26 protein-coding genes and 1 pseudogene are annotated in these 26,503 nt (G+C 58.8%); 20 read left to right on the top strand and 7 right to left on the bottom strand.

What is annotated here, in order from left to right:
* Positions 1-58: 58 nt before the first annotated feature.
* Entirely contained in the window at positions 59-883 is an 825-nt protein-coding gene (locus tag MW046_RS05345; protein ID WP_247994529.1) for a DUF7319 domain-containing protein, read from the bottom strand.
* Positions 884-1,322: 439 nt separating this feature from the next.
* Between MW046_RS05345 and MW046_RS05350 the strand changes: the two are divergent.
* Positions 1,323-1,541: pseudogene (locus MW046_RS05350) on the top strand (RNA-guided endonuclease TnpB family protein); the annotation flags it as partial.
* A gap of 244 nt (positions 1,542-1,785) precedes the next feature.
* Positions 1,786-2,424, top strand: a complete 639-nt coding sequence (locus tag MW046_RS05355; RefSeq protein ID WP_247994530.1) for an immune inhibitor A domain-containing protein — start codon at positions 1,786-1,788, stop codon at positions 2,422-2,424.
* Between the two features lie 67 nt (positions 2,425-2,491).
* On the opposite strand, the gene MW046_RS05360 is transcribed toward MW046_RS05355, so the two are convergent.
* Together MW046_RS05360 and MW046_RS05365 are read right to left on the bottom strand one after the other, a co-directional pair.
* Positions 2,492-3,256, bottom strand: coding sequence for a CPBP family intramembrane glutamic endopeptidase (locus tag MW046_RS05360; protein ID WP_247994531.1), 765 nt, complete (start codon positions 3,254-3,256; stop codon positions 2,492-2,494).
* Between the two features lie 117 nt (positions 3,257-3,373).
* Positions 3,374-4,681: a phosphoglucose isomerase-related protein gene (locus MW046_RS05365; protein ID WP_247994532.1), complete on the bottom strand. Its 1,308-nt coding sequence runs from the start codon at positions 4,679-4,681 to the stop codon at positions 3,374-3,376.
* Positions 4,682-4,773: 92 nt separating this feature from the next.
* Here MW046_RS05365 and MW046_RS05370 point away from each other — a divergent pair, with 92 nt between their 5' ends.
* A complete protein-coding gene (locus tag MW046_RS05370) occupies positions 4,774-5,310 on the top strand; it encodes a DUF8056 family protein (protein ID WP_247994533.1) in 537 nt (178 codons plus the stop codon).
* Positions 5,311-5,412: 102 nt separating this feature from the next.
* Here the strand turns inward: MW046_RS05370 and MW046_RS05375 are convergent, their stop codons facing one another.
* Positions 5,413-6,105: a hypothetical protein gene (locus tag MW046_RS05375; RefSeq protein ID WP_247994534.1), complete on the bottom strand. Its 693-nt coding sequence runs from the start codon at positions 6,103-6,105 to the stop codon at positions 5,413-5,415.
* A gap of 199 nt (positions 6,106-6,304) precedes the next feature.
* Here MW046_RS05375 and MW046_RS05380 point away from each other — a divergent pair, with 199 nt between their 5' ends.
* From MW046_RS05380 to MW046_RS05395, 4 genes are all read left to right on the top strand, one after another.
* The gene (locus MW046_RS05380; protein WP_247994535.1) at positions 6,305-6,778 is read left to right on the top strand and encodes a DUF5812 family protein; all 474 of its coding nucleotides are present in this window, start codon (positions 6,305-6,307) and stop codon (positions 6,776-6,778) included.
* A gap of 69 nt (positions 6,779-6,847) precedes the next feature.
* A complete protein-coding gene (secF, locus tag MW046_RS05385; RefSeq protein ID WP_247994536.1) occupies positions 6,848-7,726 on the top strand; it encodes a protein translocase subunit SecF in 879 nt (292 codons plus the stop codon).
* Entirely contained in the window at positions 7,723-9,342 is a 1,620-nt protein-coding gene (locus tag MW046_RS05390; RefSeq protein ID WP_247994537.1) for a preprotein translocase subunit SecD, read from the top strand. The genes secF and MW046_RS05390 overlap by 4 nt, the downstream gene beginning before the upstream one ends.
* 138 nt (positions 9,343-9,480) lie before the next feature.
* Entirely contained in the window at positions 9,481-11,736 is a 2,256-nt protein-coding gene (locus tag MW046_RS05395) for a M48 family metalloprotease (protein WP_247994538.1), read from the top strand.
* A 20-nt stretch (positions 11,737-11,756) separates the two neighbouring features.
* On the opposite strand, the gene rnhB is transcribed toward MW046_RS05395, so the two are convergent.
* Complete coding sequence (gene rnhB, locus MW046_RS05400) at positions 11,757-12,398, bottom strand: ribonuclease HII (RefSeq protein WP_247994539.1); 642 nt, start codon at positions 12,396-12,398, stop codon at positions 11,757-11,759.
* 153 nt (positions 12,399-12,551) lie between these two features.
* Between rnhB and MW046_RS05405 the strand changes: the two genes are divergently transcribed.
* From MW046_RS05405 to MW046_RS05450, 10 genes are all read left to right on the top strand, one after another.
* Complete coding sequence (locus MW046_RS05405) at positions 12,552-13,706, top strand: MFS transporter (protein ID WP_247994540.1); 1,155 nt, start codon at positions 12,552-12,554, stop codon at positions 13,704-13,706.
* 242 nt (positions 13,707-13,948) lie between these two features.
* Positions 13,949-14,989: a monovalent cation/H+ antiporter subunit E gene (locus tag MW046_RS05410; RefSeq protein WP_247994541.1), complete on the top strand. Its 1,041-nt coding sequence runs from the start codon at positions 13,949-13,951 to the stop codon at positions 14,987-14,989.
* Entirely contained in the window at positions 14,986-15,261 is a 276-nt protein-coding gene (locus MW046_RS05415) for a cation:proton antiporter (protein WP_247994542.1), read from the top strand. Before MW046_RS05410 ends, MW046_RS05415 begins: the two co-directional genes overlap by 4 nt.
* A complete protein-coding gene (gene mnhG / locus MW046_RS05420) occupies positions 15,261-15,575 on the top strand; it encodes a monovalent cation/H(+) antiporter subunit G (RefSeq protein WP_247994543.1) in 315 nt (104 codons plus the stop codon). The genes MW046_RS05415 and mnhG overlap by 1 nt, the downstream gene beginning before the upstream one ends.
* On the top strand, positions 15,572-16,108 hold the full coding sequence (locus MW046_RS05425) for a DUF4040 domain-containing protein (protein WP_247994544.1): 537 nt from the start codon (positions 15,572-15,574) through the stop codon (positions 16,106-16,108). Before mnhG ends, MW046_RS05425 begins: the two co-directional genes overlap by 4 nt.
* Positions 16,105-16,575, top strand: coding sequence for an MnhB domain-containing protein (locus tag MW046_RS05430; RefSeq protein WP_247994545.1), 471 nt, complete (start codon positions 16,105-16,107; stop codon positions 16,573-16,575). The genes MW046_RS05425 and MW046_RS05430 overlap by 4 nt, the downstream gene beginning before the upstream one ends.
* Positions 16,572-16,928, top strand: coding sequence for a cation:proton antiporter subunit C (locus MW046_RS05435; RefSeq protein WP_247994546.1), 357 nt, complete (start codon positions 16,572-16,574; stop codon positions 16,926-16,928). Before MW046_RS05430 ends, MW046_RS05435 begins: the two co-directional genes overlap by 4 nt.
* The gene (locus MW046_RS05440) at positions 16,921-18,429 is read left to right on the top strand and encodes a monovalent cation/H+ antiporter subunit D family protein (RefSeq protein WP_247994547.1); all 1,509 of its coding nucleotides are present in this window, start codon (positions 16,921-16,923) and stop codon (positions 18,427-18,429) included. Before MW046_RS05435 ends, MW046_RS05440 begins: the two co-directional genes overlap by 8 nt.
* The gene (locus MW046_RS05445) at positions 18,426-20,135 is read left to right on the top strand and encodes a proton-conducting transporter transmembrane domain-containing protein (RefSeq protein WP_247994548.1); all 1,710 of its coding nucleotides are present in this window, start codon (positions 18,426-18,428) and stop codon (positions 20,133-20,135) included. The genes MW046_RS05440 and MW046_RS05445 overlap by 4 nt, the downstream gene beginning before the upstream one ends.
* Positions 20,135-21,847, top strand: coding sequence for a Na(+)/H(+) antiporter subunit D (locus MW046_RS05450; RefSeq protein ID WP_247994549.1), 1,713 nt, complete (start codon positions 20,135-20,137; stop codon positions 21,845-21,847). Before MW046_RS05445 ends, MW046_RS05450 begins: the two co-directional genes overlap by 1 nt.
* Before the next feature lie 6 nt (positions 21,848-21,853).
* On the opposite strand, the gene MW046_RS05455 is transcribed toward MW046_RS05450, so the two are convergent.
* Complete coding sequence (locus MW046_RS05455) at positions 21,854-22,816, bottom strand: class I SAM-dependent methyltransferase (RefSeq protein ID WP_247994550.1); 963 nt, start codon at positions 22,814-22,816, stop codon at positions 21,854-21,856.
* A gap of 126 nt (positions 22,817-22,942) precedes the next feature.
* Between MW046_RS05455 and MW046_RS05460 the strand changes: the two genes are divergently transcribed.
* The 3 genes from MW046_RS05460 (at position 22,943) to dph5 (ending at position 25,507) form a co-directional block, all read left to right on the top strand.
* A complete protein-coding gene (locus MW046_RS05460; RefSeq protein WP_247994551.1) occupies positions 22,943-23,266 on the top strand; it encodes a hypothetical protein in 324 nt (107 codons plus the stop codon).
* Between the two features lie 186 nt (positions 23,267-23,452).
* Positions 23,453-24,433 carry an alpha/beta hydrolase gene (locus MW046_RS05465; RefSeq protein WP_247994552.1) on the top strand — a complete coding sequence of 327 codons (981 nt, stop codon included), beginning with the start codon at positions 23,453-23,455 and terminating at the stop codon, positions 24,431-24,433.
* Positions 24,434-24,727: 294 nt separating this feature from the next.
* Positions 24,728-25,507: a diphthine synthase gene (dph5, locus tag MW046_RS05470; protein ID WP_247994553.1), complete on the top strand. Its 780-nt coding sequence runs from the start codon at positions 24,728-24,730 to the stop codon at positions 25,505-25,507.
* Here the strand turns inward: dph5 and artA are convergent.
* Positions 25,495-26,448: an archaeosortase A gene (artA, locus tag MW046_RS05475; protein ID WP_247994554.1), complete on the bottom strand. Its 954-nt coding sequence runs from the start codon at positions 26,446-26,448 to the stop codon at positions 25,495-25,497. The genes dph5 and artA overlap by 13 nt on opposite strands.
* Between the last annotated feature and the right edge of the window lie 55 nt (positions 26,449-26,503).

Genomic DNA, 26,503 nt, shown 5'->3' on the forward strand with positions numbered 1-26,503 from the left:
CACAGGCTGGAGTCAGAACCGAGTTCGTATAAACCCACCGAAGCCGCCGACAGCGCCGCTACAGCCCGTGTGATGGCGTATCGCCCGATTCGTCAGTAGCGTCGTCACCGTCGCTTTCGAGTTCGTCTAACACTGTGGGCCGTTCGTCCGAACCACGGCCGACAGCTCGAAGCCGGTCTCGATACTCCTCGGCACGGAACCGATCGGACAGGCGGGCGTTGGCCACCATAATGAACAACACCACACCGACCACGATGAAACCGAGACCGAACACGGTGCCGATGAGCATGCTCTCGGAGACGCCGACGATCACGGCACCGATCGAGAAGACGCCCATCACCGCCATCGCCACACCGACGAACAGCATCATCCGGTGGCCGATCGATCCACCCCCTTCGGGCACCTCCGAGGGGTGGGGAAGCACTTCCCCTTGCTGTAATTCCGGCACCTCGTATTCGTCCATTGAGCACAGGGCAACCGACGGTTTGATATCCCGAAGGACGATCCCTTCCCCTTTTACGCTCCCATCTTCGAACACCACGGCATACCCCTCATCAGAGTATGCAATGAGCCGGTCGGGATCGGACAGCCGCTCGAGACGAGCGAACACGTCTCGGTCGATCACCCGCTGTTTCATATCCGCCTCGACACGGTCGAGCAACTCTGGGCCCGTGATCCACGTGTCGGGATCGAATGCAGCGTCCCACTCCTCCGGAGTCATCTGCTCCATGTCTCGGGGACCGAAATCGTCGAAGTCGTATTTCTCCTCGACCTGCCTGCGTAACGCCTCTACGGACGGCTCCTCGGTGTCCGAACCGGCTGGGTCACCGTTGTCCGGCGAACCAGCGGGCGCATCATCGTTCCGGTTGGAGCCACCACTCATTGTATTCCCTTCGGGTGGAAGACCCGTTAGCGTTGTGGTATGGACGTTACCCCGGGTATCGAACGCCGGCACAGGCGGCAGCTCGGATACGGCGCGCCCATAATAACAAATATTATTTAATATAATATTGTGTTAAATTCGTAAGTATTATTTGATATGATCGAACACATATGTTCGGAATGCGTATCTTTTACAAGCAGGGAATCCCGGCCTTCAGGCCGGGCGGGAATGCGACATGGTGCTGATCAACTGCCGTTAGTCGGCTGAACCGGATTCCCTTCGTTTGTTGTCGATACACTCTCTGACGAGACTTGAGAGATTGATGTGATTTTCTTGCAACCATTTGTCTTGCTCTTCTCGTATGGTGATTTGCTTTCGCTTCATCAAGTACTACTACAACATCGGAATGTATAGATGTGTGTGTTGTGTATTTATACACGTGTCCGGAACGGTGACGAAGACGTTGGAAGCCACACTCGCCACGCCCACACAGGGTAAGGAGTGTCGGCTTCAGCGTCTGTTGGACACCTACCGCGAAGCGTTGGCTGACTCGTTCGACGCTCACGCAGACACGATGTCGGCAGTCAACGACATCGTGACACCCGACGATCTGTCGTATCAAGCCAAAGACGCGCTCAAATCCTACGTACCGAAGCTCTTCGAGCCGTTCATCGAAAGTGGCAGTCGTGCCCGTCACCTTCGCAAGGAGATGTACACGACACTCAAGCGATTGCAGGAACGGGACGCCGCCACAGTCCACCGTGAGACGAGTCCGAAATCCGGACAGATGACGCTCACGGCCTTCCAGGACTGACACCTCACCGGGATTGCACTGTCGATAGCAGGCCCGGAATCCCACTGTGTAGGAAGCCCCGCCGTTTACGGCGGGCGAGGATGTCACCGTGCAAACGAACGTCAGCGAACGCGATCCGACGCGGTCGTTCGAAACGTACTACGACATCGAGCAGAGCTGGGATTACGGTTTCGTTCAGGTCTCCACTGACGGTGGCGAGACGGGGGAGAGCCTCTCAAACGGGAACACGGTGTCCACGACCGCGGACGGCGCTCATCCGAACGTGAAAGGGAACGTTCCCGGCTTCACCGGCCAGTCCGACGGTTGGACGAACCAAACGTTCGATCTCTCCGAGTATGCGGGCGAGGAGGTGCTCATCTCCTTCCGGTATGCGACCGATTGGACCACGAACAACGATGGGTGGTACGTCCGGAACGTTTCGGTGGGCGACAAACACCACGACGGCACGACCACCGGCCCGTTCATGAGCCAGCGCGAAGCGACCGAGCGGCCCGTCGAATACCAGTTCACGTTCATCGGAATCAAACACAACGGGAACTACAAGGTGAAACAGCTTGACGCGCGTACCTTCACTGAAAGCGACGAACGGGATCTAAAGCAGTTCCTCCACAATGGGAACTTCGAACGAGTGACCGTCGCCAGCACGTGGGCCGCAAACATCGGTGAAAGCGGGCGCGTTCCGGTGGACGTCGATCTCACGTTTCAACACGAGAACCGGACACGCTGATCCGGACGGAGAGATCGACCGTCACTGACGGACGGCAGTAATCATTTTTCCTCGCCAACACGGCTGATTACCCGATCACCGGAAGTCCGCCGGTCGCGTACTGATAAGCGAGCAGGAACTGGGTGGCGTTGTACAGCCCGTGAATGAGTGCCGGAACGAGGAGGTTTTCCGACAGTTCGTAGACAGCCCCGAGGACGAGGGCGAGAACGAACACCGTGAGCAGGGTTGCGAGCGTTTCCAGCGGTGAGCCGATCAGTCCGAACACGTGGATCGACGCGAAGACGGCACTGGCGATGAGGATCGCGCCAACGGGACCGAGGACGCGCCTGATCGATCCCTGAACGATCCCCCGATACAACAGTTCCTCTCCCGGTCCGACGACGAGGATCGACAGTGGGATCAACACCAACAGCAGTGTCGGATTCTGGATGCCTTGCTCGATGAACGAGCTTTCTGCGGGCTCGATGCCCAGCAACGAGGTGAACACGAAGCTGATTCCCTGCCAACCGAGCAACACTGCGACGATCCCGCCGAGAAGGTAGCCGATATCGGACAGTTTGGGACGATCGATTTCAAGGAGATCGAACTGCTCTGAGTAGTCGAGATACACGAGTCCGAACCCGAGGAATCCGGCACCCTGTACCGCGAGCGTGCTCAGCACCGCCATCCGTGCGGGATATCCCTCCATAGAGAATCCGACTAGAAGCAAGATCGACATCACCGAGACGGCGACGACGTTTCCGAGGGCGTACGCCCCGATCGCGATCGCGATCGCGCTTGCGATCGTCTGCAGTCGCCCGGCCGTTTCAGATTTGATCGACGACTCAGCCATCGTCAACCCACCACCGACAAGAACTCCGTTGATCCATTAGCGATCGTACGAACGGTCACCGAATAGATCTTGCGCGTTCGGAAAGCCGAGAGAGCGATACTCTGCTGTCACCGCTGACTATTGGGAGCGATCGGGGGCGACCACCAGCCGTTCTTTCTCAGTGATCGCGTCAGTTTCGGGCGCGTCGATGTCTCCGAGTAGTCCACGGGCAGCTCGTTTCCCCCATTCGACGGCGGGTTGGGTGAACGTCTCGACGTCAAGCAGTTCGCCGGCGAGAATACACGCGGCCTCCATACCGTACAGCAGTTCGCCGAGGCTCGCGGCGTCGAGTCGGTCGATCTCGACGCGGACGTTGGGCTGGCTGGCCGCCGCGAGACTCGCTTCGGTCGCCTCGAACTCCGCGTCGATGAGCTCGCCCACGCCGGTGTCTCCGAGATACGCGAGTTCCTCGATTTCGGTGTCCGGAATCGTAAGCTGGGACCGGTCACGCGGACGGACGAGCGTGATGAGCTTGTCGTGTCTGCCGGCGCGATACAGTTGGAGCTGTGAATGTTGATCGGTCGCACCGAGTGCCCGCACAGGGGTTTGGCCCATACCGTCCTTGCCGAGGCTTTCGGCCCAGAGCTGAGCGAACCATTCAGCAAAGTATTCGAGCCGCTCGGCGTAGGGAACGAACGCGTTCACGTGAGCTCCACGGCGTTCAAGCGCCACCGCCACGGCACCGTACGCGTAGGCCGGACAGTCGAAGATGCTCGGTGCTAACGCCGTCCGTCCGGCGTGTCCGCCTGCGAGCACTGCCTCGATGTCACAGCCGAGGATCGCGGCGGGGATGAGACCAACAGGTGAAAGCACCGAAAACCGCCCTGGGACCCCCTCCGGAACCGACAGCGTTGGCAAGGCGTGTTCGTCCGCGAGCGCGTGAAGCGGTCCCGACTCGCCGGTCGTGACGATCGTCCGGTCAGTCCAGTCGACGCCAGCGTCGGCCATTGCCTCCCGGACGACCAGAAAGTTTCCGAGTGTCTCTGCGGTGGTGCCGGAACGCGAAACGACGTGGACCGCCGTCTCCGAGAGGGGAAGCGACTCCACTGTCGTCTGCAACGACTGCGGATCGACGTTGTCGAGGACGGGTGCGCGTTCACCCACGCCGAGCGCGTCGGCGACGGTGGCGGCTCCCAACGCGCTGCCCCCGATCCCGACCGTAAGCACGTACTCGCTGTCCGCGAGCGGGGCGACGGCGTCGTGAATGGCGTCGGGATCGGTCGTTTCGGGCAGCGAGAGCGCAGCGTATCCGAACTCTTCGTCGGCGATCCCGCGCTCGATCCGGTCGTGGGCGGCAGCAACCCGGTCGTCGAGTCGTCGTAGTGAGTCTTCGGACACTCCCGGTTGTGCGACCGCGTCGAGGGCGTTCCCGATATCGATGTTCATAGTCGGTTTCAGGGATCGTGTACTATAAGTCGGGCGACACACGCCGAACCGACACCGCATCACTTAATCGGAACGGTTGCCTCTCCCCAACGATGGATGCGAGCACGACCGAGACCAGCTATTCGGGTGCGATCACGGCGGTTCCTTACGCCTTCCGAGCGAGTGACTCCCGGCTGTGCAAACTGTACGTACTCGTCGGCGGACTACTCACGCTCGGTGGGACGATCCTGTTCGGACTCGGGACTCTCGCGCTGTTGAGTTCGATCGCGGGCGCACCAGCTGGCGTGTTCACCTTCCAACCCGCGCTGTATCTGCTTGTCTGGCTGTTCGTCATCGCTCCGATCATCGCTCCCATCCTGCTCGTTGCACGACAGCACCGACTTCACGACGGGACGGTCGAGTACGACCGCTGGATCGCGCTGTCGGGCTTTCTCGTTCTCCTTGCGCTGTATGGGGGTGCGCTCATCGCAGCGCCAGCAGGCCAACGCGGTTCGGTTCCCTCTGGTGTTTTCGGGCCAATCGTCCAATTTCTGTACGGACTACCTCCGGAATCGGGCCTGATCCCGCCGCTGGTGGCCGTCCTCGTGATGGGGGCGGTGCATCGATTGCAGGGTCACCCGAGTAATTGATTTCACCAAACGGACGATCTCGGTGTTACCACGAAGGGAGGTGTCGGATAGGCAACAGCCAGTAATGCCAATGGGTGATGTGCGAAAACTAATCTATCGACACTAGTTGTAAGTTATATCGACGTTAACATCCCCCTCAAGATAGAACTCAGATGGGCCAGCCGTTGAATCCACAGTGTATCTATCCTCATATTGGAAGCTTGCGACCTCCCCAGTAACGAGTTGCCACCCGTTCCGGGAAGTTACACCTTCCACGTCCCAATAGCATTGCAGTTTGGCACCACCGGAATGCTGGACGGGGTAGCAGCCTTTGAACTCGTCCCCCTCAATGTTGTGCTCAATGATATTTGTGTCGGAATTCCAGAATCCGATGCTATACTGTCCGTTTCCGCTTATTGTTATCTCGATGGAGTCATGATATTCACCTATCGAATCTCCACAATTATTCGAAGTCTCTATGACAAGCCCCCCGCCACGGTTATGAACGTAGTGAAATTCAGCACGACCAGAAAGGGCCCAGTCGTCATCATATCCACTGTTTACTTTTCCACCGAACGTACTCGTGTAAGTTGCACTATCGTCTAAATGGTCATTTCCTTCAGTCGTGGTGCTGTGATTCACATCACCGTCCACTTTCGCCTCGTACTCTGCCGTTCCCTTTTTACCGGCCATAGTCACCCATCCACAATGAGACGCTGCTTTTGCGGAACCTGGGAGGAGGCTAACCCCTGTTACACCTACCGCTGCTGTACCGATCGTTCCAAGCAAACTTCGTCTATTGATTTTCTCTTCCATCGTCGCTATCAGAGAACATGTATGGGAACCATAAAAGTTATCATTTTATTTTGTATCTATAATATATTCTTATGATATATCAGCTATATCTATTAGATAAGTATAATTTACATGCCGATTGATTAGATAACTACACCACCGTCTAGATCGATGAATTCCTTGGTGACCGTTTGTAAGGCCTATCGTAGGTACGAGACCCATGACGACCGAAACTGAAAGCACGTTTCTCATCACGCACGCCGAAGCAGACACCGCAGTGCTCACAGACGTTCATAGCGGGCAGGTACACACTTTATCGGACAATCCGGGTGTCGAGGAAAACGACGTAGTCGAAGGAACGGTCGCTCCTGAGCCACCTATGAACGTCACATGGCAAATTATTGATATCGAAGAGCGCCGAACGATTCCGATCGAGCGAGGCGAGGAACCGCCGACGGCCCAAGAACGGGAGCTCGCAGCCGACCAGCCAGTCGGAGAGATCACCCGCCGAGAACGAGCTGGAACCGGGGAGATACACGTTCTCACCGTCGAGCCGGACGACACCGAGGGCGTCGTAGCGGACGTAATAAACGACGACGCGACGCGTACACGCGCTGCGCGACTGGGTGTCGACCGCGTCGAACTGCGATCCGATCCGGATGCTGGCGTCGTGAGTGTGAGATATTTACCATAAGAGACGGAAAGCACGGCTCATCAGGATTGTATAAAAAAGCTTATCCGATCTGGTCTCACACGGCCTGTCATGACCGACTTCGAGGTACCGGATGTGGAGTACAGCCGGTACACGAACCGTCAGCTCGCTGCGATCCCGCTCGCGGTGCTGGCGGTCGCTCTTCTCATTATTGCGGGATGGTACGTCGCTACTGGCGTGCCCGTGACGCCGGGGATCGATTTTACCGGTGGGACGGAGCTACAAATCTCGACGTCCGACTCTCCCGACCAGATCGAACAGACGTTCGAATCTCAGCTTCCCTACGAAGTGGATTCGGTCGCCGAAAGCGGCGATTCCTACATCGTGACTATTCAAGCGACCGAACAAGGCGAGGTTAACGAGATCATGAACACCGCAGAGCAGGAAGGGTATACGGTCCAATCAGCCCAAACGCGATCGGCGGCATTCAGCTCAGACGCCCAAGGACAAGCACTGATCGGGGTAGCCGTCGCGTTCGTTGGTATGAGCGTGCTCGCGTTCGTGTTGTTCCGGACGTTCGTCCCGTCGATCGCGATTGTCATCAGCGCCTTTTCGGACATCATGATTCCGGTCGCGCTGATGAACATCTTCGGTATACCGCTCTCGCTGGGGACTGTCGCGGCGCTGTTGATGCTCATCGGTTACAGCGTCGACTCGGACATCCTGCTCAACAACAGCGTTCTCCGGCGACGCGGGGACTTCTATGAATCCACGTACCGCGCGCGTCGAACCGGCGTGACGATGACGCTCACCTCGATCGTAGCGATGATCGTGATGACTGTCTTTTCCTCACCACTCGTGTTCGGTATTCCCCTGTTGCCCGACATCGGGATCGTGCTCGTGTTCGGACTCACAGCCGATCTGATGAACACGTATCTGCTCAACGTGAGCCTGCTTCGGTATTACAAATACGAGGGGGTCGCGGGATGAGCCGGAATTTCAGCCTCCGGGAAAACTGGCGTATCGTGTTACTCGTCGTGATCGTCCTGTTGAGTGCTGTCTCGATTTTCGCCCCCGTCGGTGACGGCGGAGGTGCCCAGAACGATACGGTGGGCAACGCCTCGGATTCGGCCACTGAGGGCCCGACGAACCTCCAGTTCGGACTGGAGCTATCGGGGGGAACGCGGATCCGAGCGCCGATGGTCGGGATGACCGCAGAAGACGTCGGATTCAACGGATCAGATCCGCAGGCACAGACCGAACTCGAGCGAGCACTCACGAACGAGCTATCACTGTCGTCACAGGACGTACGAGTGCGACCGACATCGCAGGACGGCGGAACTGTCGAACTGTTCAACGAGAACGTGACCCAAGAGGAGTTCGCTCGGGCGCTCCAGAACCAAGGGAAAGATGTTCAAACCGACGACATCCGAGACGGCGTCACCGACAAAACGCTCGAAACCGCTGAGGGTGTCCTCGATCGGAAGGTCACGGGGGCCGGACTGTCTGGTGGTGAGGTGTCGATCTCACGATCCACGACTGGTGATGAGGCGTTCATCGTGGTCGAAGTGCCGAACAAACAGCCAGAAGAGGTCATCGATCTCATCGACGATCGCGGGACAGTGCTCGTCGTCGCGCACTTCCCTGTAGAAGAAAACGGAACGAAAACGTACCGGAACGTCCAGCTGTTCACGCAGGAAGGAATCAAGGACGTCAATCCAGCAAACCAACCAGAGGGTGGACGACCGGGAGTTCCTATTATTCTTGAACAGAATGCTGCAAAGAATTTCTCCGATGCGATGCGAAAGTTCGGCTTCTTGAGTGAGCCGCCATGCACCTACTACACTAACAAGAACGATTCGGGCCACTGCCTGTACACCGTTTCGAACGGGAAGGTCATCAACGGAACGATCACAGAAGGAGAAATCGTGTCCGCAGCGAGCATGGGTGACCTGTCAACTAAGATGAAACGTGGTAATTTCGTAGACGATCCGAGATTTCGGATCACCAGCGCCAACCTCTCTGAGGCCCAAAACCTTGCGTTAGATATGCGAGCCGGTGCCTTGCCGACGACGCTCGACATCGACGGGGGGACCTCCACGTACGTCCAGCCGAGCTTAGCAGAGAAATTCAAGCTGCTCTCGCTCGTCACCGGACTGCTCACCATGCTCGCTGTCGCCGGCACGGTGGCCTACCGGTACCGAGAGCCACGGATCGCGGTCCCGATGGTGGTGACAGCGGCTGCTGAGGTGTTCATCTTGCTCGGCTTCTCGGCCGCCATCGGTCTCGCCATCGATCTCTCACACATCGCTGGCTTCATCGCGGTGATCGGGACTGGAGTGGACGATCTCGTCATCATCGCTGATGAGATACTCCAGCAGGGAGACGTATCGACGAACCGCGTGTTCCGATCGCGGTTCCGGAAGGCGTTTTGGGTTATCGGCGCGGCCGCAGCCACCACTATCGTCGCCATGTTACCCCTCGCCGCGCTGTCGCTCGGTGATCTCCAAGGCTTTGCGCTGATCACGATCGTCGGCGTGCTCGTCGGCGTGCTCATCACACGACCGGCGTACGGCGACGTGATCCGGAATCTGGTGTTGGATTGAAAATCCGATCCTCTCTCCTTTCCCGATCACTTGAGCAGTCTCGCCGTTTCCCCCGATGAACCGTGAAACACAACCGTCACCTCCCAATTATCGACAGTTGATTATACTACCACCTGATATGAAACGCTGTAGGAGACGATGTGTGAGAAGATCGAACGGGATGGGAGTGGCGAGGAGTGGGAGCATCTTCGACGCAGGACGTTCGCCCGCGACGATGGTGTCTGTCAACGCTGCCAGACCGAACGCGAGACCCTCCAGGCCCATAAGATCGTTTCTCGACCGTCTCACATCGTCGACGATCCGATCGAGACGCTCGTCACAGTGTGTCGACCGTGTCACGCCGTTTTGCATCCCGATACTGACTCGTTCGACAACGCACACAAGAAGGCACCGCTGTTTCCGGATTCTGATGCGCCCAAATCGGTCTCTCGGATGCGAACACGTGACGATCACGTGTGTCAGCGATGCCGTGCGGTGAAAACGGCGTGTGATGAACTCGTTGCATACGTCGGTCCTGACACCGACCGGCCGCTACTGCTGTGTCAACCTTGTGCAGGGGTACTTTACGCGCACGGCAATGTGGCTGCTGAGGCGTTCCGGGCAAATCACCGGTTTCCAGCCACTCAATTGGAGAGACTCAAATCGCAGGCGACACGATCGCCCCATCCAGATGCGCCACCTGCTGTTGCGATCGAGTGGGAGCCAGAATCGGATCAGCCCAGTACACCGCCATCGTCAACGGATGTGGATGAAACAGAGCCAGCCACGGCCACAGGGGATACAACGAATGAAGCGACTGATTCTACCGGAATAGAGGTGTTTTTCGAAACCCTCCTGTGTTTGACGCCGACGGGATTTATATTTTGGATGTTGGTTCTTCCGTTCACCGGCGGTGAAGGATTTGGACCGATCATCTCCGCATTAGTGCTCACTGTGCTGTTTGCTCGCGTGTTGATGCTTCGAGGGAATGCCATTGCAGTAGCGATACGGTGTTCTTCTGCGGCGATGCTCACGATATTTGGCATCATTGGATATCACATGAGCAAGGGTCCCGTCTGGTATGCTGTGGGGATTCCACTCGTCTCGATAGTCGAGTACGTCCAGTCGAATCCTGCTACGATGGGCGTGATCGTGTTCTCAGTGATGGGAGCCGTGATAGCCATGACGATGTACACCGGCTGGAAATCTGAATCACCAACGGATTGGTTCCTTATCGGTCGGATGATCACGGCTATCCTTTTGCTCACCGTGTTGTTGACGGGGTTTACGGTCGGTCTCTGGCGTCTCCTCGAGGCATTCATCTGGTGGGTGTTGGTGTTACTCGGAATCTCGCCACACATCATTGCTGCAGTGCTCTCTGGATGGCTGCTCGTAACCTTCGTGTACTACGAAGCTAGCCGGATTGACACTGTCGATCAGGCCGAAGATGTGACCTCTGTATCATCTAACAAATATCCTATGATCCATGAGAGTACAACAAAAATCGCCGCTCAGCTCAATATCCCGAAGCCGACGATTGCAATCTCCGACCGATCCATTCCCGAGGCGATAACGGTTGGCTACCGTTCTCAATCGATCACCCTCATACTGTCAGAAGGTACCCTTAACGCACTCAACGAGGAGGAACTGGAGGCGGTTATCGCCCACGAACTTGCCCACGTCGCTAACAGGGACGCGATGGTGATGACGGTCGCTTCGTTACCACTTCGCTTTGCGACCGGACTCCAAGAGCGTATAGAGAGTATTAGTCCGCTCACTACTATCGGCGATGACACCAAACAAGATGGCACGAACAAACTACCACCACGAGATAGGGGGATTCATTTAGTGTTCTGGGTCATCATATTCATTCCTTGGATCGGAACGCGGGCCCTTAAGGCGCTCTTTGCACGGCTCCCATCGTGGTTCAGAAAGAAATCGCCACACAACTACATCTGGATTCCACCGTTGATCATCGCCATCCTCACGAAGTACAGTAGTCGGCCTGCCCTCAGCATCCTGTCACGAGCGCGTGAATCGGCCGCCGATCGAACAGCCGTCAGGGTAACCGGATCGCCAGCAGCCCTCGCTAGTGCCCTCCAGACGCTCGATAAACGGATCAATGGGACCCAAACAACGGATCTTCGCGCGTCGCTATCGATCCTTCCACTTGAACCTTACCCCACTTGTATCACCGAGTATCCAGCCAAGACATCGAGATTTACGGATGTGCTACTGTTCATCCTGGCACCAAACTATGATGATACAGACAAAGAAGAAAACGGATCAATGATTGCAAAGCTGCTCCTTCGCACCGATCGATTGTTCTTTGCAACACACCCCCCGACCGCGCGCCGCATCGATGCGCTTCGAGAACTCATAGACGACCAAGATACGAATCGAAACGACCGATAGCTTGCTCGTTGCTCGTGATCTCAAAACGAATCGAGTGCCGACTGCTCGGCTGCCGCAAGCGCTTCTTTCGCCGTTTTCCACGATGCTCGGGCACAATCCGGAAGTCGGCCGTGCTCACCCACATACTCGGTGAGAAACGCACGCGTGGTCGAATCACTCGGGTAGCCGCTACCGACATCGCCGTACTCCTCACACAGCGCCGCGATGGCGCTGTCGCGTTCGACTTTTGCGATCACGCTCGCGGCACCGACGAGCGAGTACGTCTCATCGGCCCCGTGTTCGGCAGTGATCTCGACCGGGACCGACACCCGGTCGGTCACCCGCCGGGCGAACCGTGCTGGATCGGTGTCCGCGCCGTCGACGACGCCCGTTGTGGACGCCGAGACGACCTGTGAGATCGCCTCGGCGTGGGCGGCGACCGTGAGCGTGTTCATGTCGGTCGTCGGGTCGTCGATCCGGGCGGGCGAGATTCGAGCCACACCCACGCTGACGGACGGCTCCTCACGCAATCGGGTTGTGAGCGACTCCCGGCGCGCCGCTGAGAGCTTCTTCGAATCGTCGATCCCATCGGGAAGCACATCCGGTTGGGCAACCACACACGCAGCTACCATCGGACCTAACACCGGTCCCTTTCCCGCCTCGTCGACGCCGAATTCGTTCACACCTACCCCACCACTGTCGACCGGTAAAACCGTTGTGTTGGGACGGTTCCGACGGAGGGATAAAACGGCACCCCGATGATCGAACTGTGAGCATGATGAACTGGTCCTATCGACTGTGCCGTTTCGATCGGCGAGCACGCCGTCCTCCGAACGATGAGTGACCGAGGACGGCTCGCCTTCATCGTGTGGAGTGTGCTCGTCTCACAGGTGTTTCTGTATCCGGGGTTAGAAGATACGGTCGCCGCCCTCGGTGGCAACGGCACCATCCTTGCCGGAACGTGGTTTCTCGTCGCCGAATTCGGTGCGTTCGTCGTCTGTGCTGTCCTGTGGGGTGTCCTGAGCGATGTGCTCGGTCGGCGGACGCCACTCGTGGTACTCGGGGCTGCCGGTGGGGCCGCCAGCTACCTCGCGGTCGCGCTGTCCCCCCGGCTGGGCGTCACGTTCGGCGTCGTACTCCTACTGCGGGTCGTCGGTGGGGCGTTTACGATCGGTGCGTTCTCGTTATCGATCACGATGTTGATGGATCTCTCCGGCGGCCACGGTCGAAACATGGGCGCAGCCGGCACGGCGGTGGGACTGGGCGCGGCACTCGGATCCGTTGCTGGCGGTCAACTTGCGACAGTCGACCCGTTGGCACCCCTGTACGGTGGTGCGGCGCTGCTGGGTGGTGTGGCGGTCCTCGCCGCGACGATTCCGGATCGGAGCCCCGACAACGGGCTACCAGCTGACGCCATCGTCAACCACGTTCGCACCCGTCCCGCGCTCCTCGTGCCCTTCGCCTTCGGATACATCGACCGGCTGACCGCTGGATTTTTCGCGTTGACAGGAGTCGCTTACTTCCGGGATGCGTTCGGGATCGATGCCGCACAAGCGGGTCTCACGCTGGCGCTGTTTTTCGTGCCGTTCGCCGTGTTGCAGTACCCCATCGGCTGGCTGTCGGATCGGATCGGTCGGTTCCTTCCAGTGGTGGTCGGGTCGATGCTGTACGGCGTGACGATCGTCGGAATCGGACTCGTGCCCAATTACGCCCTGGCCGGTGGGCTACTGATCGCCAGCGGGATCTGTGGAGCGTGCGTCTCGCCCACGACGATGGCGCTTGTTACCGACATCGTTCCGGCTACAGAACGTGGTGTGGGGATGGGTGGCTTCAACGTGTTTGGAAGTCTTGGAATGTTGAGTGGATTTCTCGTCGGTGGCATCGTCACCAACCAGTACGGCTATCTACCGGCGTTTTTCGCGGCTGGGGGGTTGGAAATCGCCATCGCCGTGGTCGCCGCCAATGCGGTCAAACGGATCGCCACCGAATGAGCGAGACGGTGCATCCAAACGGCGGAGATCCCTGTAGAATCCGTCGGATGGAGAGCTTTGGTTCGAACGATGCAAATTCTTGAAGGCACCGCTCATATCGCCACGCTGTCGTCCAAATTGAGATCGGTCAAGACGAATTGAGAAAGAAATCCTTTAACCCACGTGGTCCAATGATTACGCGAAGCATTGATGTCATCTGCTCTGGTTAGTACGTCGTCTTGTCCGTCGGGGTGGTGGTCGGGGTGACTGACCTGCGGCTACTCATTCCGGTTTCAGAGTCGGTCACGCTACGGAACACCGTCGCATACGCTGTTCGTCATGCGCTCGAACGGACCGACGAAAACGATGGCTCGGTGGCGATCCACTTCGTGTACCCTCTTACGGAGCGCCCTACGTTCGATCCGGAATCGGAGGAAGCCGAAACGGCACACACGCTACTCGACCGGGTGACGGTGTGGGCCCAAGAGGATATCGAAGACGATGCCAACACAGTAACCATCGAAACCGCCGTGATCGGCGCAGAAGAGTATCTGTTCAGTCCGGGGGATTACGCCAACGTTCTCGTGCAGTACGCCCGTAACCACGATCTCGACGTTGCGGTGTTCGATCCCGGATTTTCCCCGCTCGGAACGACGCCCCTGTTGCCCCCCTTAGAAGCCGAAGTGCAGAATGCGGGGTTGGATGTCAGAGAGGCACCGGTCCAACGAGAGCGACGAAGCCCTCCCTTGGCACGACGTGGCACTGTCACGCAGTTTCTGACGCTGTTCGGTGTTTCGTACGTGTTTTATTTGTTGCTAGGAGGATCGTTCGAAACGTACAACCTCGTCACTGGCGTGATCAGTGCCGGCGTCGTTTCGGTCGCGCTGTGGAGGGTCTCGCTCACCTCGCCGGTTCGTCCCGTCCGGGCGGCCAAACAGCTCGGACGGCTCGCACTATATCTACCGTATCTCGTAGGAGAGATCGCAAAAGGAAGCGTTCACGTCGCCTACGTCGTTCTCCATCCGGATCTCCCGATCGATCCGGAGGTGACCGAGTTCGATGCCGCTGTGTGGTCGACGCTGTCGATAACGACGTATGCCAACAGCATCACGCTCACTCCCGGAACCCTCACTGTCAACGTCTCCCAGCGACGGTTTACCGTGCATTCGCTGACCTCAACCACACGCGAGGACCTGCTAGACGGAGCGCTCGAACGAGCAGTGCGCTTTGTCTTCTATGGCCGGGCAGCCATGGATATTCCGAGTCCGCGAGACCGCATGAACGACGAGGATGAGAGCCAATGACGCTCATCACAGACATCCTCTTTGGCGCTGCTGCCGTGTTCGTCACCGCCTCGTTGATCGCCGTCTATCGGATCCTGCGCGGACCCACGATGCCCGACCGCGTCATCGCAATCAACGTCCTCGGATCGAACGTCGTCATCGTCATCGCCTTGTTAGCAGCAGCCATCGGTGAACCCGGCGCGCTCGACATCGCCCTCGTCTATGCTTTGTTGAATTTCTTATTGAGTATCACAATATCGAAATTCACCGTCGACCGAGGTGAGGTGCTGTAATGGAGATACAGGAGATCGTGGTCCTCCTGTTGGCCGCCGGTGGTGTGTTCTTCGCTATCGTTGCCGCCATCGGTCTCGTTCGTCTCCCAGATGTGTATACGCGAACGCACAGCGCCTCAAAGAGCGAGACGTTCGGAGCAGTGTTGACGCTCACTGCGGTAGCAATCACGTTCGGCTGGGATCTATCGTCGCTGAAGACGGTGCTGCTGTTGGTATTCATGTTCCTTACGAACCCCACTGCCGCCCACGCTATCGTGCGGGCAGCGGCCGATCAGGACATCGAACCGTGGACGACGGAGGACGAAGAATCATGAACGAAATACTCGAGATCGCGCTGTTGGTGTTTGTCGTGGCATCAGCCCTCGTTACGGCGCTGTTGCGGGATGTACTCGGGTCGATCATCGCGTTTAGCGCGTACAGTCTGGGTATTTCGATCGTCTGGGTGTTCCTTCGAGCGCCCGACGTGGGACTCACGGAGGCCGCGGTCGGCGCTGGCGTCATAACGGTCTTGTTCCTGTTGACCATCGCCAAAACCGTTCGGCCGACGGGCGATCGGACGCTCGAACGCGTCAATCCCGGAGCGCTCGTCATCACGATCGCATTAGTCGCAGTGCTGTCGATGACCGTCTTCGCACTTCCACCGGTGGGAGCGTCGGATTCGGCGGTAGTCACCGACGACGTGACCGAATACTACCTGCAGAACGCGTACACCGAAACCGAGGTTCACAACGCCGTCACGGCTGTGCTCGCGGCCTACCGTGGGTTCGACACGCTGGGTGAGGCGGTCGTGGTCTACTCGGCAGGAGTCGGGATTCTCCTCGTTCTTCACAAGGAGGTGTTCGAATGAGCGACAGTACAACCGACGCTGAGACACCGACACCGTACGTCGAAAGTCCGATCATCATGACGACCGTCCGCATCATCACGCCGTTCGTGTTCACGTTCGGGCTGTTCGTGATGTTCCACGGTGCGGACTCGTCCGGTGGTGGCTTTCAGGGCGGCGTTATCGTCGGGACCGTCGTTCTCATGCTCGGGATGGCGTTCGGTATCGAGACGACACGAAGCTGGGTGGGTCCGAAACTCCCGGTCGGTCTGGTCGGTAGCGGTGTCCTTGCGTTCATACTGATCGGCATTGGGCCCGTTCTACTCGGAGGAACGTTTCTAGAGTATCACACATATGGGATATATCACGCCACCAAATACGGGATCGAACTGGTCGAGCTCGGAATCGGACTCATCGTTTCGGGTATCGTGACTGGCCTCTTTTTCGTCATTTCGTCCGGAATGGGAGACAATGGAGGTGAGACTGCATGATCGAGGTTCTAAACGATCGCCTCTACTACCTCGTGGCGTTCCTGTTAATCGGGATCGGAACATACATGATGATTGATAAATCTAATCTCGTGAAAAAAGTCATCGGGATGAACGTGTTTCAGTCAGGGATATTCCTGTTTTTCATCGTGATCGCGTACGTGTCGGGGGCAAGTCCACCGCTGCTGACCGCCCCGGGACCGTACGTCAATCCACTTCCCCACGTATTGATCCTCACTGCGATCGTCGTCGGGGTGAGCCTCACGGCCGTCGCTCTCGGACTCATCGTCCGCATTTATGAGGAATACGGGACGCTCGACACCGCCGTGATTCGGGAGGTGAGCGAGGATGACTGATCTCCCGGCGTTGGTGATCGTGTTCCCCATCTTCGCGTCCATCGTGGTGTTGCTCTTCGGACTCGTTCGCCAACGTATCGGATGGCCGATCGCCACGATCGCGTCGGTCGTGCAGGTCGCTATGGCGGGTTCGCTTGCGATCCGCGGGTTTGACGGTGATCCGGTTCGGTATGTGGTCGGCGGATTCACCACTCCCTACGGCATCGAGCTCGTCATCGATGGACTTTCAGCGACGATGATCGTTCTGGTGGCCGTCGTCGCACTCGGCGTTCTCGGATACGCGCGAACCGCGGGACCGCGCTCGAACTCGTTTTATGCGACGTACCTTCTACTCGTCGCTGGACTGACGGGGATGAGCGCCACTGGCGACATGTTCAACATGTACGTCTTTCTCGAAATCACGGGGCTAACGGCGTACGCACTGGTTGCCAGCGGCAAAAGCGGGCGGTCGGCGCTCGCCGCACTAAAATACCTCCTCGTAGGTACGTTCGGCGCGTCGTTGTTCTTGCTGGGGATCGGTTACGCGTACGTCGCCACGGGGACGCTCAACATGAACGATCTCTCCGGGCAGCTCGCCGCGGTGGGCCATACGTCCCCTCTGGTGCAGGCGGCGTTTGGGCTTCTCGTGGTGGGGCTGTTCGTCAAGATCGCGGTGTTCCCGTTGCACACTTGGCAGCCAGCCGCGTACGCTGGCGCTCCGGACACGGTGAGCAGTCTCATCTCGGCACTCGTTTCGACGGTTTCGGCGTACGCGTTGCTACGGATCGTCTTCTCCGTCTTTACTGTTGACTTTCTGGCGGCCAATCCGTTCGCGCGGAACGTGCTTATGGCGGGGGCAACGATCAGCATCGTGGTCGGGAGCCTCCTCGCAGTCGCACAGAACGAGATCAAACAGCTTCTCGCGTACTCGTCGGTGTCCCAGTTTGGACTCATCATCGGTGCCATCGCAGTGGGGAACGGCACCGCGTTGACGGGTGCGGCGATCCATCTCGTGGGCCACGCCATCATGAAAGGTGGCTTGTTCCTGACGTCAGGCTTGATCGGGAACAGCACCGGTGCCAGAACCGTCGAGGAGTTCGAAGGATTGGGTAAATATCTGCCAGCAGGCGCAGGTTCGTTCGGGATCATCGCGCTCGCGATGGTCGGTGTGCCGCCGACGATCGGATTCGTCGGCAAGTGGTACATCGCTCTTGGTGCGGTCGAAGCCCAGTCGTGGCCGCTTGCGGTCATCATCCTCCTGAGTACCCTGTTGACGCTGGCGTACTTCGCTCGGCTCATCGAGCGCATGTACTTCCGAGAACCGGCTACCACCACATCGAGCGTCGAGACGACAGAGACGACAGCCGCGATCGACGTCGCTACCGACGGTACCGGCACCGCTCCCTCCATGGGAATGTGGATGACGGTCGTGGCTACAGCCGTGTTGTCCGTCGTCCTCGGTGTCGTTGCCTTCGAATACGGACAGCTTCTTGAACCGACCATCGAACACCTTCTACCATGACCGACGTTACATCCCTCAGACCGATCGCTGCAGTGCTCGTATCAGCAATCGCTGTCGTTCTGATCCTCACCTCCCACAGACGACCGGCCCTGCGCGAGTCGTGGACGATCCTCGCTGCCGGAACGAAACTCGGCATCGTCGGAAGCATGGTACCGGGCGTACTCGCGGGTCAGGTGTACGTCACCGACATCGGGACGTTCGTGCCGGGCGTTCGATTCGCGCTGCGAGCCGACGCGCTGGGCGTCCTGTTCGCCTTGCTTGCGAGCTTGCTGTGGTTGGTGACGAGCTTTTACAGCATCGGCTACATGCGGGGGCTGGACGAGCACGCACAGACTCGCTATTTCGCGGCGTTTGCTGCCAGCCTCTCATCGACGATCGGTATCGCGTTTGCCGCCAACCTGATCGTGTTGTACGTCTTCTACGAGCTGCTGACGGTTGCGACCTACCCGTTGGTCGCCCACGATGGAACTGATGAAGCGCGTGCGGCTGGTCGGAAGTATCTGGCGTACACCTTCGGTGGTGGTGTGGCCGTGCTGGCGGGGACGGTGCTCGTGTTCTGGCTTACGGGAACGACGGCGTTCACGCCCGGCGGCATCGCACAACTCGCAACTGCCGATCCCGTCTTTGGGCGCACGGCGTTCGCCTTGTTGGCCGCTGGATTCGGTGTCAAGGCGGCGTTGATGCCGTTGCACTCGTGGCTCCCGGACGCGATGGTCGCACCGACCCCCGTTTCCGGACTGTTGCACGCGGTCGCTGTCGTCAAATCCGGCGTGTTCGGCATCGCGCGCGTCATCCTCGACGTGTTCGGACCGGATCTAGTCGGAGATCTTGGTGCAGGGCTCCCCCTCGCAGCGGTCGCGGCGATCACCCTCACGGTCGCCAGCATCATTGCGCTCCGACAGGACAACCTCAAACGCCGGCTCGCATTCTCGACGGTGAGCCAACTGTCGTACATCGTGCTCGGGCTGGCCGTTCTCAATCCTCTGTCGTTGGTCGGTGGGCTCCTTCACATCCCTGCCCACGCGTTCATGAAGCTCACGCTGTTTTTCTGTGCTGGAGCCGTTCACGTCGAGACCCACACCGACGACATCAGCAACATGGCGGGGATCGGAAAGCGGATGCCGTTGACGATGACTGCCTTCGGGGTCGCATCGTTGGGGATGGCTGGCATTCCGTTGGTTGCTGGGTTCGTCAGCAAGTACTACCTCCTTATCGGTACCGTCTCGACGGGACACGTCCTGTTCACTGGCGCGCTACTCCTGTCGGGGATCCTCAATATCGCGTACTTTTGGCCGGTGGTGTACACCGCCTTTTTCGAGTCCCCAGAGGAGGACGATCCCAAGCCGATCGTCGAGAACGTGTTAGGTGGTCGGTACGCAGACGAGGAGGTCGTTGCCGACGGCGGTCACGCTCCCGACGACGCAGCCGGGGAAAAAGACGACCACGGCTACGCACCGGATCACGAAGGACAGGGTCTACAAGACCGACAGGAGACACAAGCCCACCTCCATCCCGACCACGGATCCGATGGGGAACTGGCTTGGGAACACCGGGGATGGAGTGGTGAGGAGTCGACGTGGTTCATGCTCGGGCCGATCCTCTTTGTGGCCGCAGGATCGATCGTCCTCGGGATCGTCCCCGATACCGCCGTGTTCCTCCGGATCGTCCGACTCATCGTCACCGGCGCAACGGGGGTGAGCGTCTGATGGTCGATCCGATCGTGCCACCGTTCGTTCCCATTCTCGCGGTCGCTTTGATAGTACCCTTCATCGATCGGCGGATCGGCCACGCGCTCGGCGTCCTCGCGACCGGAGCGGTCGTCCCGTACGTCTGGCTCATGCCCAACGGGCAACATCTTCCGGCGAAGCTGTTCGGCTTCGACGCCGTGTTACTCAACGTCGATCCGTTCTCTACGCTGATGGGGATCATCTTCGCGTTCATCGGGTCCGTCGCCGTGCTCTACTCGTGGGCCAGTGACGCCTCATCGGTGCAGACGGCGTTCGCGCTCGGCTACGTGGGAACGAGCCTCGGTGCCGTCTTCGGCGGTGACTGGCTGACGCTCATCTTCTTCTGGGAGTTGATGGCGATTACCAGCACGCTGTTGGTCTGGTACTACGGTGGCCGTGCGGTACGCGCAGGGTTCCGGTACGCGGTGTTACACGGCATCGGTGGAACGCTGTTGCTCGGGGCGGTGGTGTGGCAGTACGTGGCCGTCGGATCGTTCCTGTTCACCGCAACCGCCGGCGGTCTCGCTGGCGACGTAGCCCCGGTGCTCGCGGGGATCGGAATCGGCGTCAACGTTGGATTCGTGGGGCTGCACGCGTGGCTACCGGACACGTATCCACGACCACACATCGCGGCGAGCGTCTTTCTGTGTGTGTACACGACGAAAACGGGCGTGTATGGGATGTACCGAGCGTTCCCTGACGGACAGCTCGCCATCGCCTACATGGGAGGGGTGATGGCCGTCTTCGGTGCGGGGATGGCGTTGCTCCAAAGCGATATGCGTCGACTCCTTTCGTACCACATCCAGTCACAGGTCGGATACATGATCGCAGGCGTGGGGATCGGTGGTGCACTCGCAACCGGTGGCGCGTTCGGTCACGTGTTCAATCACATCCTCTATAAGAGCCTGCTGTTCATGACGGTCGGGGTGATCATCTACCGAACCGGCGAGGAGAGCTTGAAAAAGATCGGTGGACTCGGCCGAAAGATGCCGATCACGGCCATCACGTTTACCATCGCTGCGCTGTCGATCTCCGGATTCCCGGGGTTCAACGGCTTCGTTTCGAAGGGGATGGTCGTCGGTGCCGCGCACAAAAAACACCTCGATGTGCTCTGGTATCTCCTGCTTGCTGGCGGCGTTGGGACGTTCCTTTCGTTCATCAAGCTCGGATACAGCGCGTTCGTCGAGGGAACGTACGAGACGCCGGTGAAAGACGCCAACCGGGGACAGTCGGTAGCGATGATCCTCGTCGGCGGGTTGTGCGTGCTGTACGGGCTGGTTCCGTCGGCACTGTTCACGCTCCTCCCGACCACTGGCTTCGAGTACACGACGTACACCATCGGTCACGTCGGCGAGACGCTGATACTGGGAGCCATCGCCGTCGTCAGCTTCGTGTTCCTGAAAAATCCGCTCAAACGAATCGGTCGCGTGCCCGACATCGATCGGCTGTACAACCCACTGACGTTGTACGGAACGCGTGGCGTCGTCCTCGCCGTCACCGAACTGTACGCAATCGTCGATCGGGTCGTGGTGGCGCTCACGCGTATTTCGGTCGATGTCGTCGAACAGCCAGAGCGAGCCGTGGAACGACTCACCGGCAGAGAGCACGTTCAGTTGGAGGCTAGCATCGGGATGAGCGTGTTACTCGTCACACTCGTTCTCGTCGGGACGTTCGCGGTGTTGGTCGTTTGATCCCGGCTATCGGCTGAGCCGAACGTCGAGACAGACGTTCAGCTCGTGCGGAGCGTACGATCGCACGGTGTGTCTGGTTTCGACAGTAACGGTGTACTCCGAGGCAGCCCCGCGGATGGCGCGCTCACCCGGACCGAATGGGTCGTCCTCGTGTTGGATGTCATAATAGTGGAGCAAACACTCATCGCCAGCCAGTCTGACGGCGGTATCGAGGAACTCATCAGCGCTGTGGGGAAGGTTCATCACGATTCGGTCGGCCCACTCAGTGTAGTCGATCTCGCTGATATCGGCGTTGATGGCCGTCACACGGTCGGAAACACCGTTTCGTTCGGCGTTCTCTTTGAGGAATTCGATCGCGACGGGATTGAGATCCACACCGACGGCATGCGCTCCGCGCGTGGCGGCGGGAACGGCGAACGGACCGACGCCGGCGAACATGTCTAGAAACTGCTCGTCAGGCCGGACCTGCTCGATGACACGGTGTCGTTCGGTGGCGAGCCGTGGGGAGAAGTACACCTCCGCGATATCGAGCATGAACTCCGTGCCGTACTCCCGGTGGACCGTTGTCGTCTCGCCCACGAGGACGTCCCACTCGCGCACACGAAGCTCGCCTTTCACCTTCGAGGCGCGGTTGACGACACTAGAGAGAGGAAGATCCGAAGCGACAAGCGCGTCCGCGATCTCTCTCGCCCGGTCTGGATCGTCCTCATCGAGGATAGCGATGTCACCGAGTCGCGTGTACGACGGCTCGAATCCTAGCACGTCGGACGGCATCGTCTGTTGATCGCGTTCGGGAACCGCGTGCTCTACGACGGTGTAGCCGTCTGGGACCGCCACCACGGGAATGTACAACCAGTCATCTTCGACAGTAATCTCGTATGCTGGATGAAGGAGATCGCGCGCGGCGAGTTCCTGACGGGTTTCCTCACCCGCAAACGGCCGTACGCGAACGCAGGGAACCTCACTCATGACTTCCCTCGCCGGTCTGTGTGACTAAGTCTGACGCTTCGACAGTAGATTGGCTCTCCAGCTTGGTGGAGGAACGACAAGATACATGTGCTCGCCAAGAAGATCACCGATAGTGAACGAACTGCGATGACGAAGAGTGTACGCGGGAAATACATCCGTCTGCTAGGCGGTGGAGCACTGCTTTTCATCGGCGTCGGACTCATCGTGTACACGTTCTCGTCCCCGATAGCGAGTACCCTCGTTGCCTGCCCCGACAGTATGACCCAGTGGGAGCTGTTCGGATTCTCGCTTCCCATCGTCCGATCGGTCGAGATATCACTCACCAAGATGCAACTCTCGTGGTACGACGGCTGTAACACCAATCTGACCTCGCTGTGGATACCGCTCGGGGGGAGTTTGGGATTCCTGTTGGGAGCCATCATAACAGTGCACGAACTGAGAGCAAGTTAGCTGTGGCCGCTGTGAATCGTTCGACTGGAAGCGCAACTACCCTGTTGAATCCGGAAACGGAAGCAAGACAGCGTCGCTCTGAACGAAGAAGAGAAGCGGAGTGTGCGTACTGAACGGCGGAATCTCGTGTGACAGTGTCGAACCTGCGTACTTTGATATACTCGGCTCCATCACAGTCGTGATAGAATGACCGATATCACCATCCATAAGGGGATCACCTACGCTGAGCGCGAGACCGGTGAGATGAAACTCGATCTATACGTTCCGAAGAGTGAGAACCCTCCGCTCGTCGTCTACATGCATGGTGGTGGATGGATCACGGAAACGCGCTCTAACATCCCGGACCCAGAGCGGTACGCCGCTGAGTGGGACTATGCCATCGCCAGCGTCAGTTATCGCCTCCAAGCAGTTCCCGACGGAGCGGACGTTGAAGGGATGTCTGATCCAGCAAACCCCACCCCTCGGGGCACCTTCCCTGATCACTTCGTGGACGTGAAAGCTGGGATTCGGTGGCTTCGAGCCCACGCCGATGAATACGGATTTGATGCCGAACGAATCGCCGCGTGGGGGTCATCCGCCGGTGGGCATCTCGCCCTTCTGGCGGGGGTTGTCGATGAGGTAACCGATCTCGGAGACGCCTTTACCGAGGAGGTAGAGAAAACTGTCGTCCCCGAGGAAGCAGGCACTGTTCAGGCCGTTATCAGCTGGTACGGCGTTGCCGACCTTACGCTCACCGACGACGCAGAGGGTGTCATCCCGTTACTGATGGGCGGTCCTCAATCCGAATACCCCGACAGATACGCACAAGCGAGTCCAGTTTCTCACGTCACATCACAGAGCCCGCCAACGCTGTTGATGCACGGCCGCGAGGACGAGGTAGTGGATATCGAACACAGTCGACGATTCTTCGACACTATGGACGATGTGGGTGTGAACGCGATTCGCTATGAGTTACACGATCTGAACCACGTCTGGTCTGAGAACATCGAGGACATTGAGTCTGAACGCGTGGCGATGGACCTGCTCGGGGCAGATCCAAATCACGCTCAGTCAGTGTATGAAGCGACTCACGTGGAGCAGGGCCGATCGCCGGACTCACTCCTTCCGGACCTTCCGCCTGCTGGCCCTGAGACCATCCGACAGTTTCTCGACCGAACCATCAAGTGAGCGAACAACCGCGTCACCGGATCGTTCGAGCAGGGATAAAAACGATGCTGGGTATCGCTTCCAAGATTGGCAAGCCGACACTCATCGAGACGTTGAACGTCACTTCGAGCATCGTCAAGCCCGTTTTTGTCCGTTCAAAGGACGTGGAGTCGTCTGTTATGAATTCCCTGATCGATCCCTACACCGTCCATGGATGCAAAGAGCAAACGAAATGGGATGGAATGGAACGGGACGGAACGGAACGGAATGAACAGGCTCCGGTCGGTTTAACCCGGTTGATCCCCCAGCGGTGGTATGCTCACATTCGTGGGGTTGGGGCTGTACGACGAGCGTTCGATCACCGTTTCGGGACGGGAGGCGATCGCAAAAGCGGATCGCGTGGTCGCGGAGTTTTACACCAGTCGGCTCACCGGGACCACACTCGAAGCGCTCCAAGCGTATCACGACATCTCTATCGAGGTGCTCGAACGCGCGGATGTCGAGCAACGGCCCGAGTCGATCCTCGATACGGCGCTGACCGAACGCGTCGTCTTTCTCACGGCCGGTGATCCGATGATCTCAACCACCCACGTCGATCTCCGGCTCCGAGCGGCCGAGCGCGATATCGACACTCATATCGTCCACGGTACGACGGCTCAAGCGGCAGCCAGCTCCCTCACAGGGTTGCAAAACTACCGCTTTGGGAAGGCGACGACGCTTCCGTTTCCGTCCGCTCACGGCGGCGACACGGTTCCAACGAGCGTTCTCGACACGATCGACGACAATCGCGAGCGCGAACTGCATACGCTCGTGTACCTCGATATCAAAGCCCAGCGCGAGGAGTTCATGCGGGCGTCTACCGCGAGTGAACTGCTCTGTGAGCAGTACGAGGACGTCCTCGCCGTCGCAGTCTGTCGAGCCGGCAGCGACGACCCGGTCGTCGCGGCCGACCAGCTCTCCGAACTCGCTACCAGGGCGTTCGGCGCTCCGTTACACCTGCTCGTCGTTCCGGGCACACTCCACCACATGGAAGCCGATGCGCTCGTCGAACTCGCCGACGCACCACGGAACTGCCTCGACGGCTACTCGGAGTGAGCTGAATCACCCGAAACGACCGAACGCAGTTCGTAGTCGGTGCCTGTAAACAGGTACAACAGATCCTCGATGACGACCAACGTTGCTGGGAGTTCACGGACCACGAGCCACGTGATGGCGACGAGCACGAGAACCGATACGCTCTGTGCGAGCACCCGGTCGGCAAGGAAATACGACACTTTGTAGGGGTCCGTGGCCGAAAACGCGCCCAACACGAGCTCCGGAGCCACGTGGAGACGCTGCTGACCGAACGTCAAACCGATGAACGTGTTCCGAATGAGATTGAGAACGTAAATCACGGGGATCGACACCGCGAGCGCTCGGAGCTTCCGGGTGAGGGGTGCGCGAACGGCACCGATTAGCCCGCCGAAGATGGCCATGCTTCCGAGACCAGTACACGCGATCCGGATCGTGTACGTGAGCTGATGACCGGTGTCGTCGACGAACAGAAACGTGCTGCGTCGATCCGGTCGATCCACCACCGTCCCGCTGACGACGCGAAAGTCCGCTGGAGCCGTCTGGCCGAACAGCCCCATCACGAACTCCGTCTGGTGGGTTACGATCTCGATCAACGCCGTGGTCAACGACGGTATCGCTTCGAACGGGAGAAAGATGAGTCCCATCACGCCGACGGCACGGGACAGAATGAACAGGGAATCACGCCCCCGGAAGAGTAGATAGCCAGTGTACGCACACGCCGGAACGGCGACGATACAGCCGATCCCCTCGATGGCGCTTTTGGAGACGACGAGATAGTAGTGGATCAACGAAAACCAAAAGACCGCGAACAGTATCCATCCGACGACGGTGACCGGACGAGCGCCGTCTCTGTCCGTCGATTCGAGCACCGCGCCCCCGAGAAAGACGACAACCACCACCCACGCCAACGGATCCGAAAGGCGGTGACTCAACGCAAGCAACCGAACGAACTCCTCAACCATCATTGGTACGTTCGACCAGAGACCGCATAGCTATTGGGTTGCGCTTTGGAATCGG

Source organism: Halocatena salina (genome assembly GCF_023115355.1).
Classification (GTDB): domain Archaea; phylum Halobacteriota; class Halobacteria; order Halobacteriales; family Haloarculaceae; genus Halocatena; species Halocatena salina.

Coding starts and splice junctions, on each gene's coding strand:
- MW046_RS05345 (WP_247994529.1), bottom strand. CDS start 883: ATGAGTGGTGGCTCCAACCGGAACGATGATGCGCCCGCTGGTTCGCCG.
- MW046_RS05360 (WP_247994531.1), bottom strand. CDS start 3,256: ATGGCTGAGTCGTCGATCAAATCTGAAACGGCCGGGCGACTGCAGACG.
- MW046_RS05365 (WP_247994532.1), bottom strand. CDS start 4,681: ATGAACATCGATATCGGGAACGCCCTCGACGCGGTCGCACAACCGGGA.
- MW046_RS05370 (WP_247994533.1), top strand. CDS start 4,774: ATGGATGCGAGCACGACCGAGACCAGCTATTCGGGTGCGATCACGGCG.
- MW046_RS05375 (WP_247994534.1), bottom strand. CDS start 6,105: ATGGAAGAGAAAATCAATAGACGAAGTTTGCTTGGAACGATCGGTACA.
- MW046_RS05380 (WP_247994535.1), top strand. CDS start 6,305: ATGACGACCGAAACTGAAAGCACGTTTCTCATCACGCACGCCGAAGCA.
- secF (WP_247994536.1), top strand. CDS start 6,848: ATGACCGACTTCGAGGTACCGGATGTGGAGTACAGCCGGTACACGAAC.
- MW046_RS05390 (WP_247994537.1), top strand. CDS start 7,723: ATGAGCCGGAATTTCAGCCTCCGGGAAAACTGGCGTATCGTGTTACTC.
- MW046_RS05395 (WP_247994538.1), top strand. CDS start 9,481: ATGTGTGAGAAGATCGAACGGGATGGGAGTGGCGAGGAGTGGGAGCAT.
- MW046_RS05405 (WP_247994540.1), top strand. CDS start 12,552: ATGAGTGACCGAGGACGGCTCGCCTTCATCGTGTGGAGTGTGCTCGTC.
- MW046_RS05415 (WP_247994542.1), top strand. CDS start 14,986: ATGACGCTCATCACAGACATCCTCTTTGGCGCTGCTGCCGTGTTCGTC.
- mnhG (WP_247994543.1), top strand. CDS start 15,261: ATGGAGATACAGGAGATCGTGGTCCTCCTGTTGGCCGCCGGTGGTGTG.
- MW046_RS05425 (WP_247994544.1), top strand. CDS start 15,572: ATGAACGAAATACTCGAGATCGCGCTGTTGGTGTTTGTCGTGGCATCA.
- MW046_RS05430 (WP_247994545.1), top strand. CDS start 16,105: ATGAGCGACAGTACAACCGACGCTGAGACACCGACACCGTACGTCGAA.
- MW046_RS05435 (WP_247994546.1), top strand. CDS start 16,572: ATGATCGAGGTTCTAAACGATCGCCTCTACTACCTCGTGGCGTTCCTG.
- MW046_RS05440 (WP_247994547.1), top strand. CDS start 16,921: ATGACTGATCTCCCGGCGTTGGTGATCGTGTTCCCCATCTTCGCGTCC.
- MW046_RS05445 (WP_247994548.1), top strand. CDS start 18,426: ATGACCGACGTTACATCCCTCAGACCGATCGCTGCAGTGCTCGTATCA.
- MW046_RS05450 (WP_247994549.1), top strand. CDS start 20,135: ATGGTCGATCCGATCGTGCCACCGTTCGTTCCCATTCTCGCGGTCGCT.
- MW046_RS05455 (WP_247994550.1), bottom strand. CDS start 22,816: ATGAGTGAGGTTCCCTGCGTTCGCGTACGGCCGTTTGCGGGTGAGGAA.
- MW046_RS05460 (WP_247994551.1), top strand. CDS start 22,943: ATGACGAAGAGTGTACGCGGGAAATACATCCGTCTGCTAGGCGGTGGA.
- MW046_RS05465 (WP_247994552.1), top strand. CDS start 23,453: ATGACCGATATCACCATCCATAAGGGGATCACCTACGCTGAGCGCGAG.
- dph5 (WP_247994553.1), top strand. CDS start 24,728: ATGCTCACATTCGTGGGGTTGGGGCTGTACGACGAGCGTTCGATCACC.
- artA (WP_247994554.1), bottom strand. CDS start 26,448: ATGGTTGAGGAGTTCGTTCGGTTGCTTGCGTTGAGTCACCGCCTTTCG.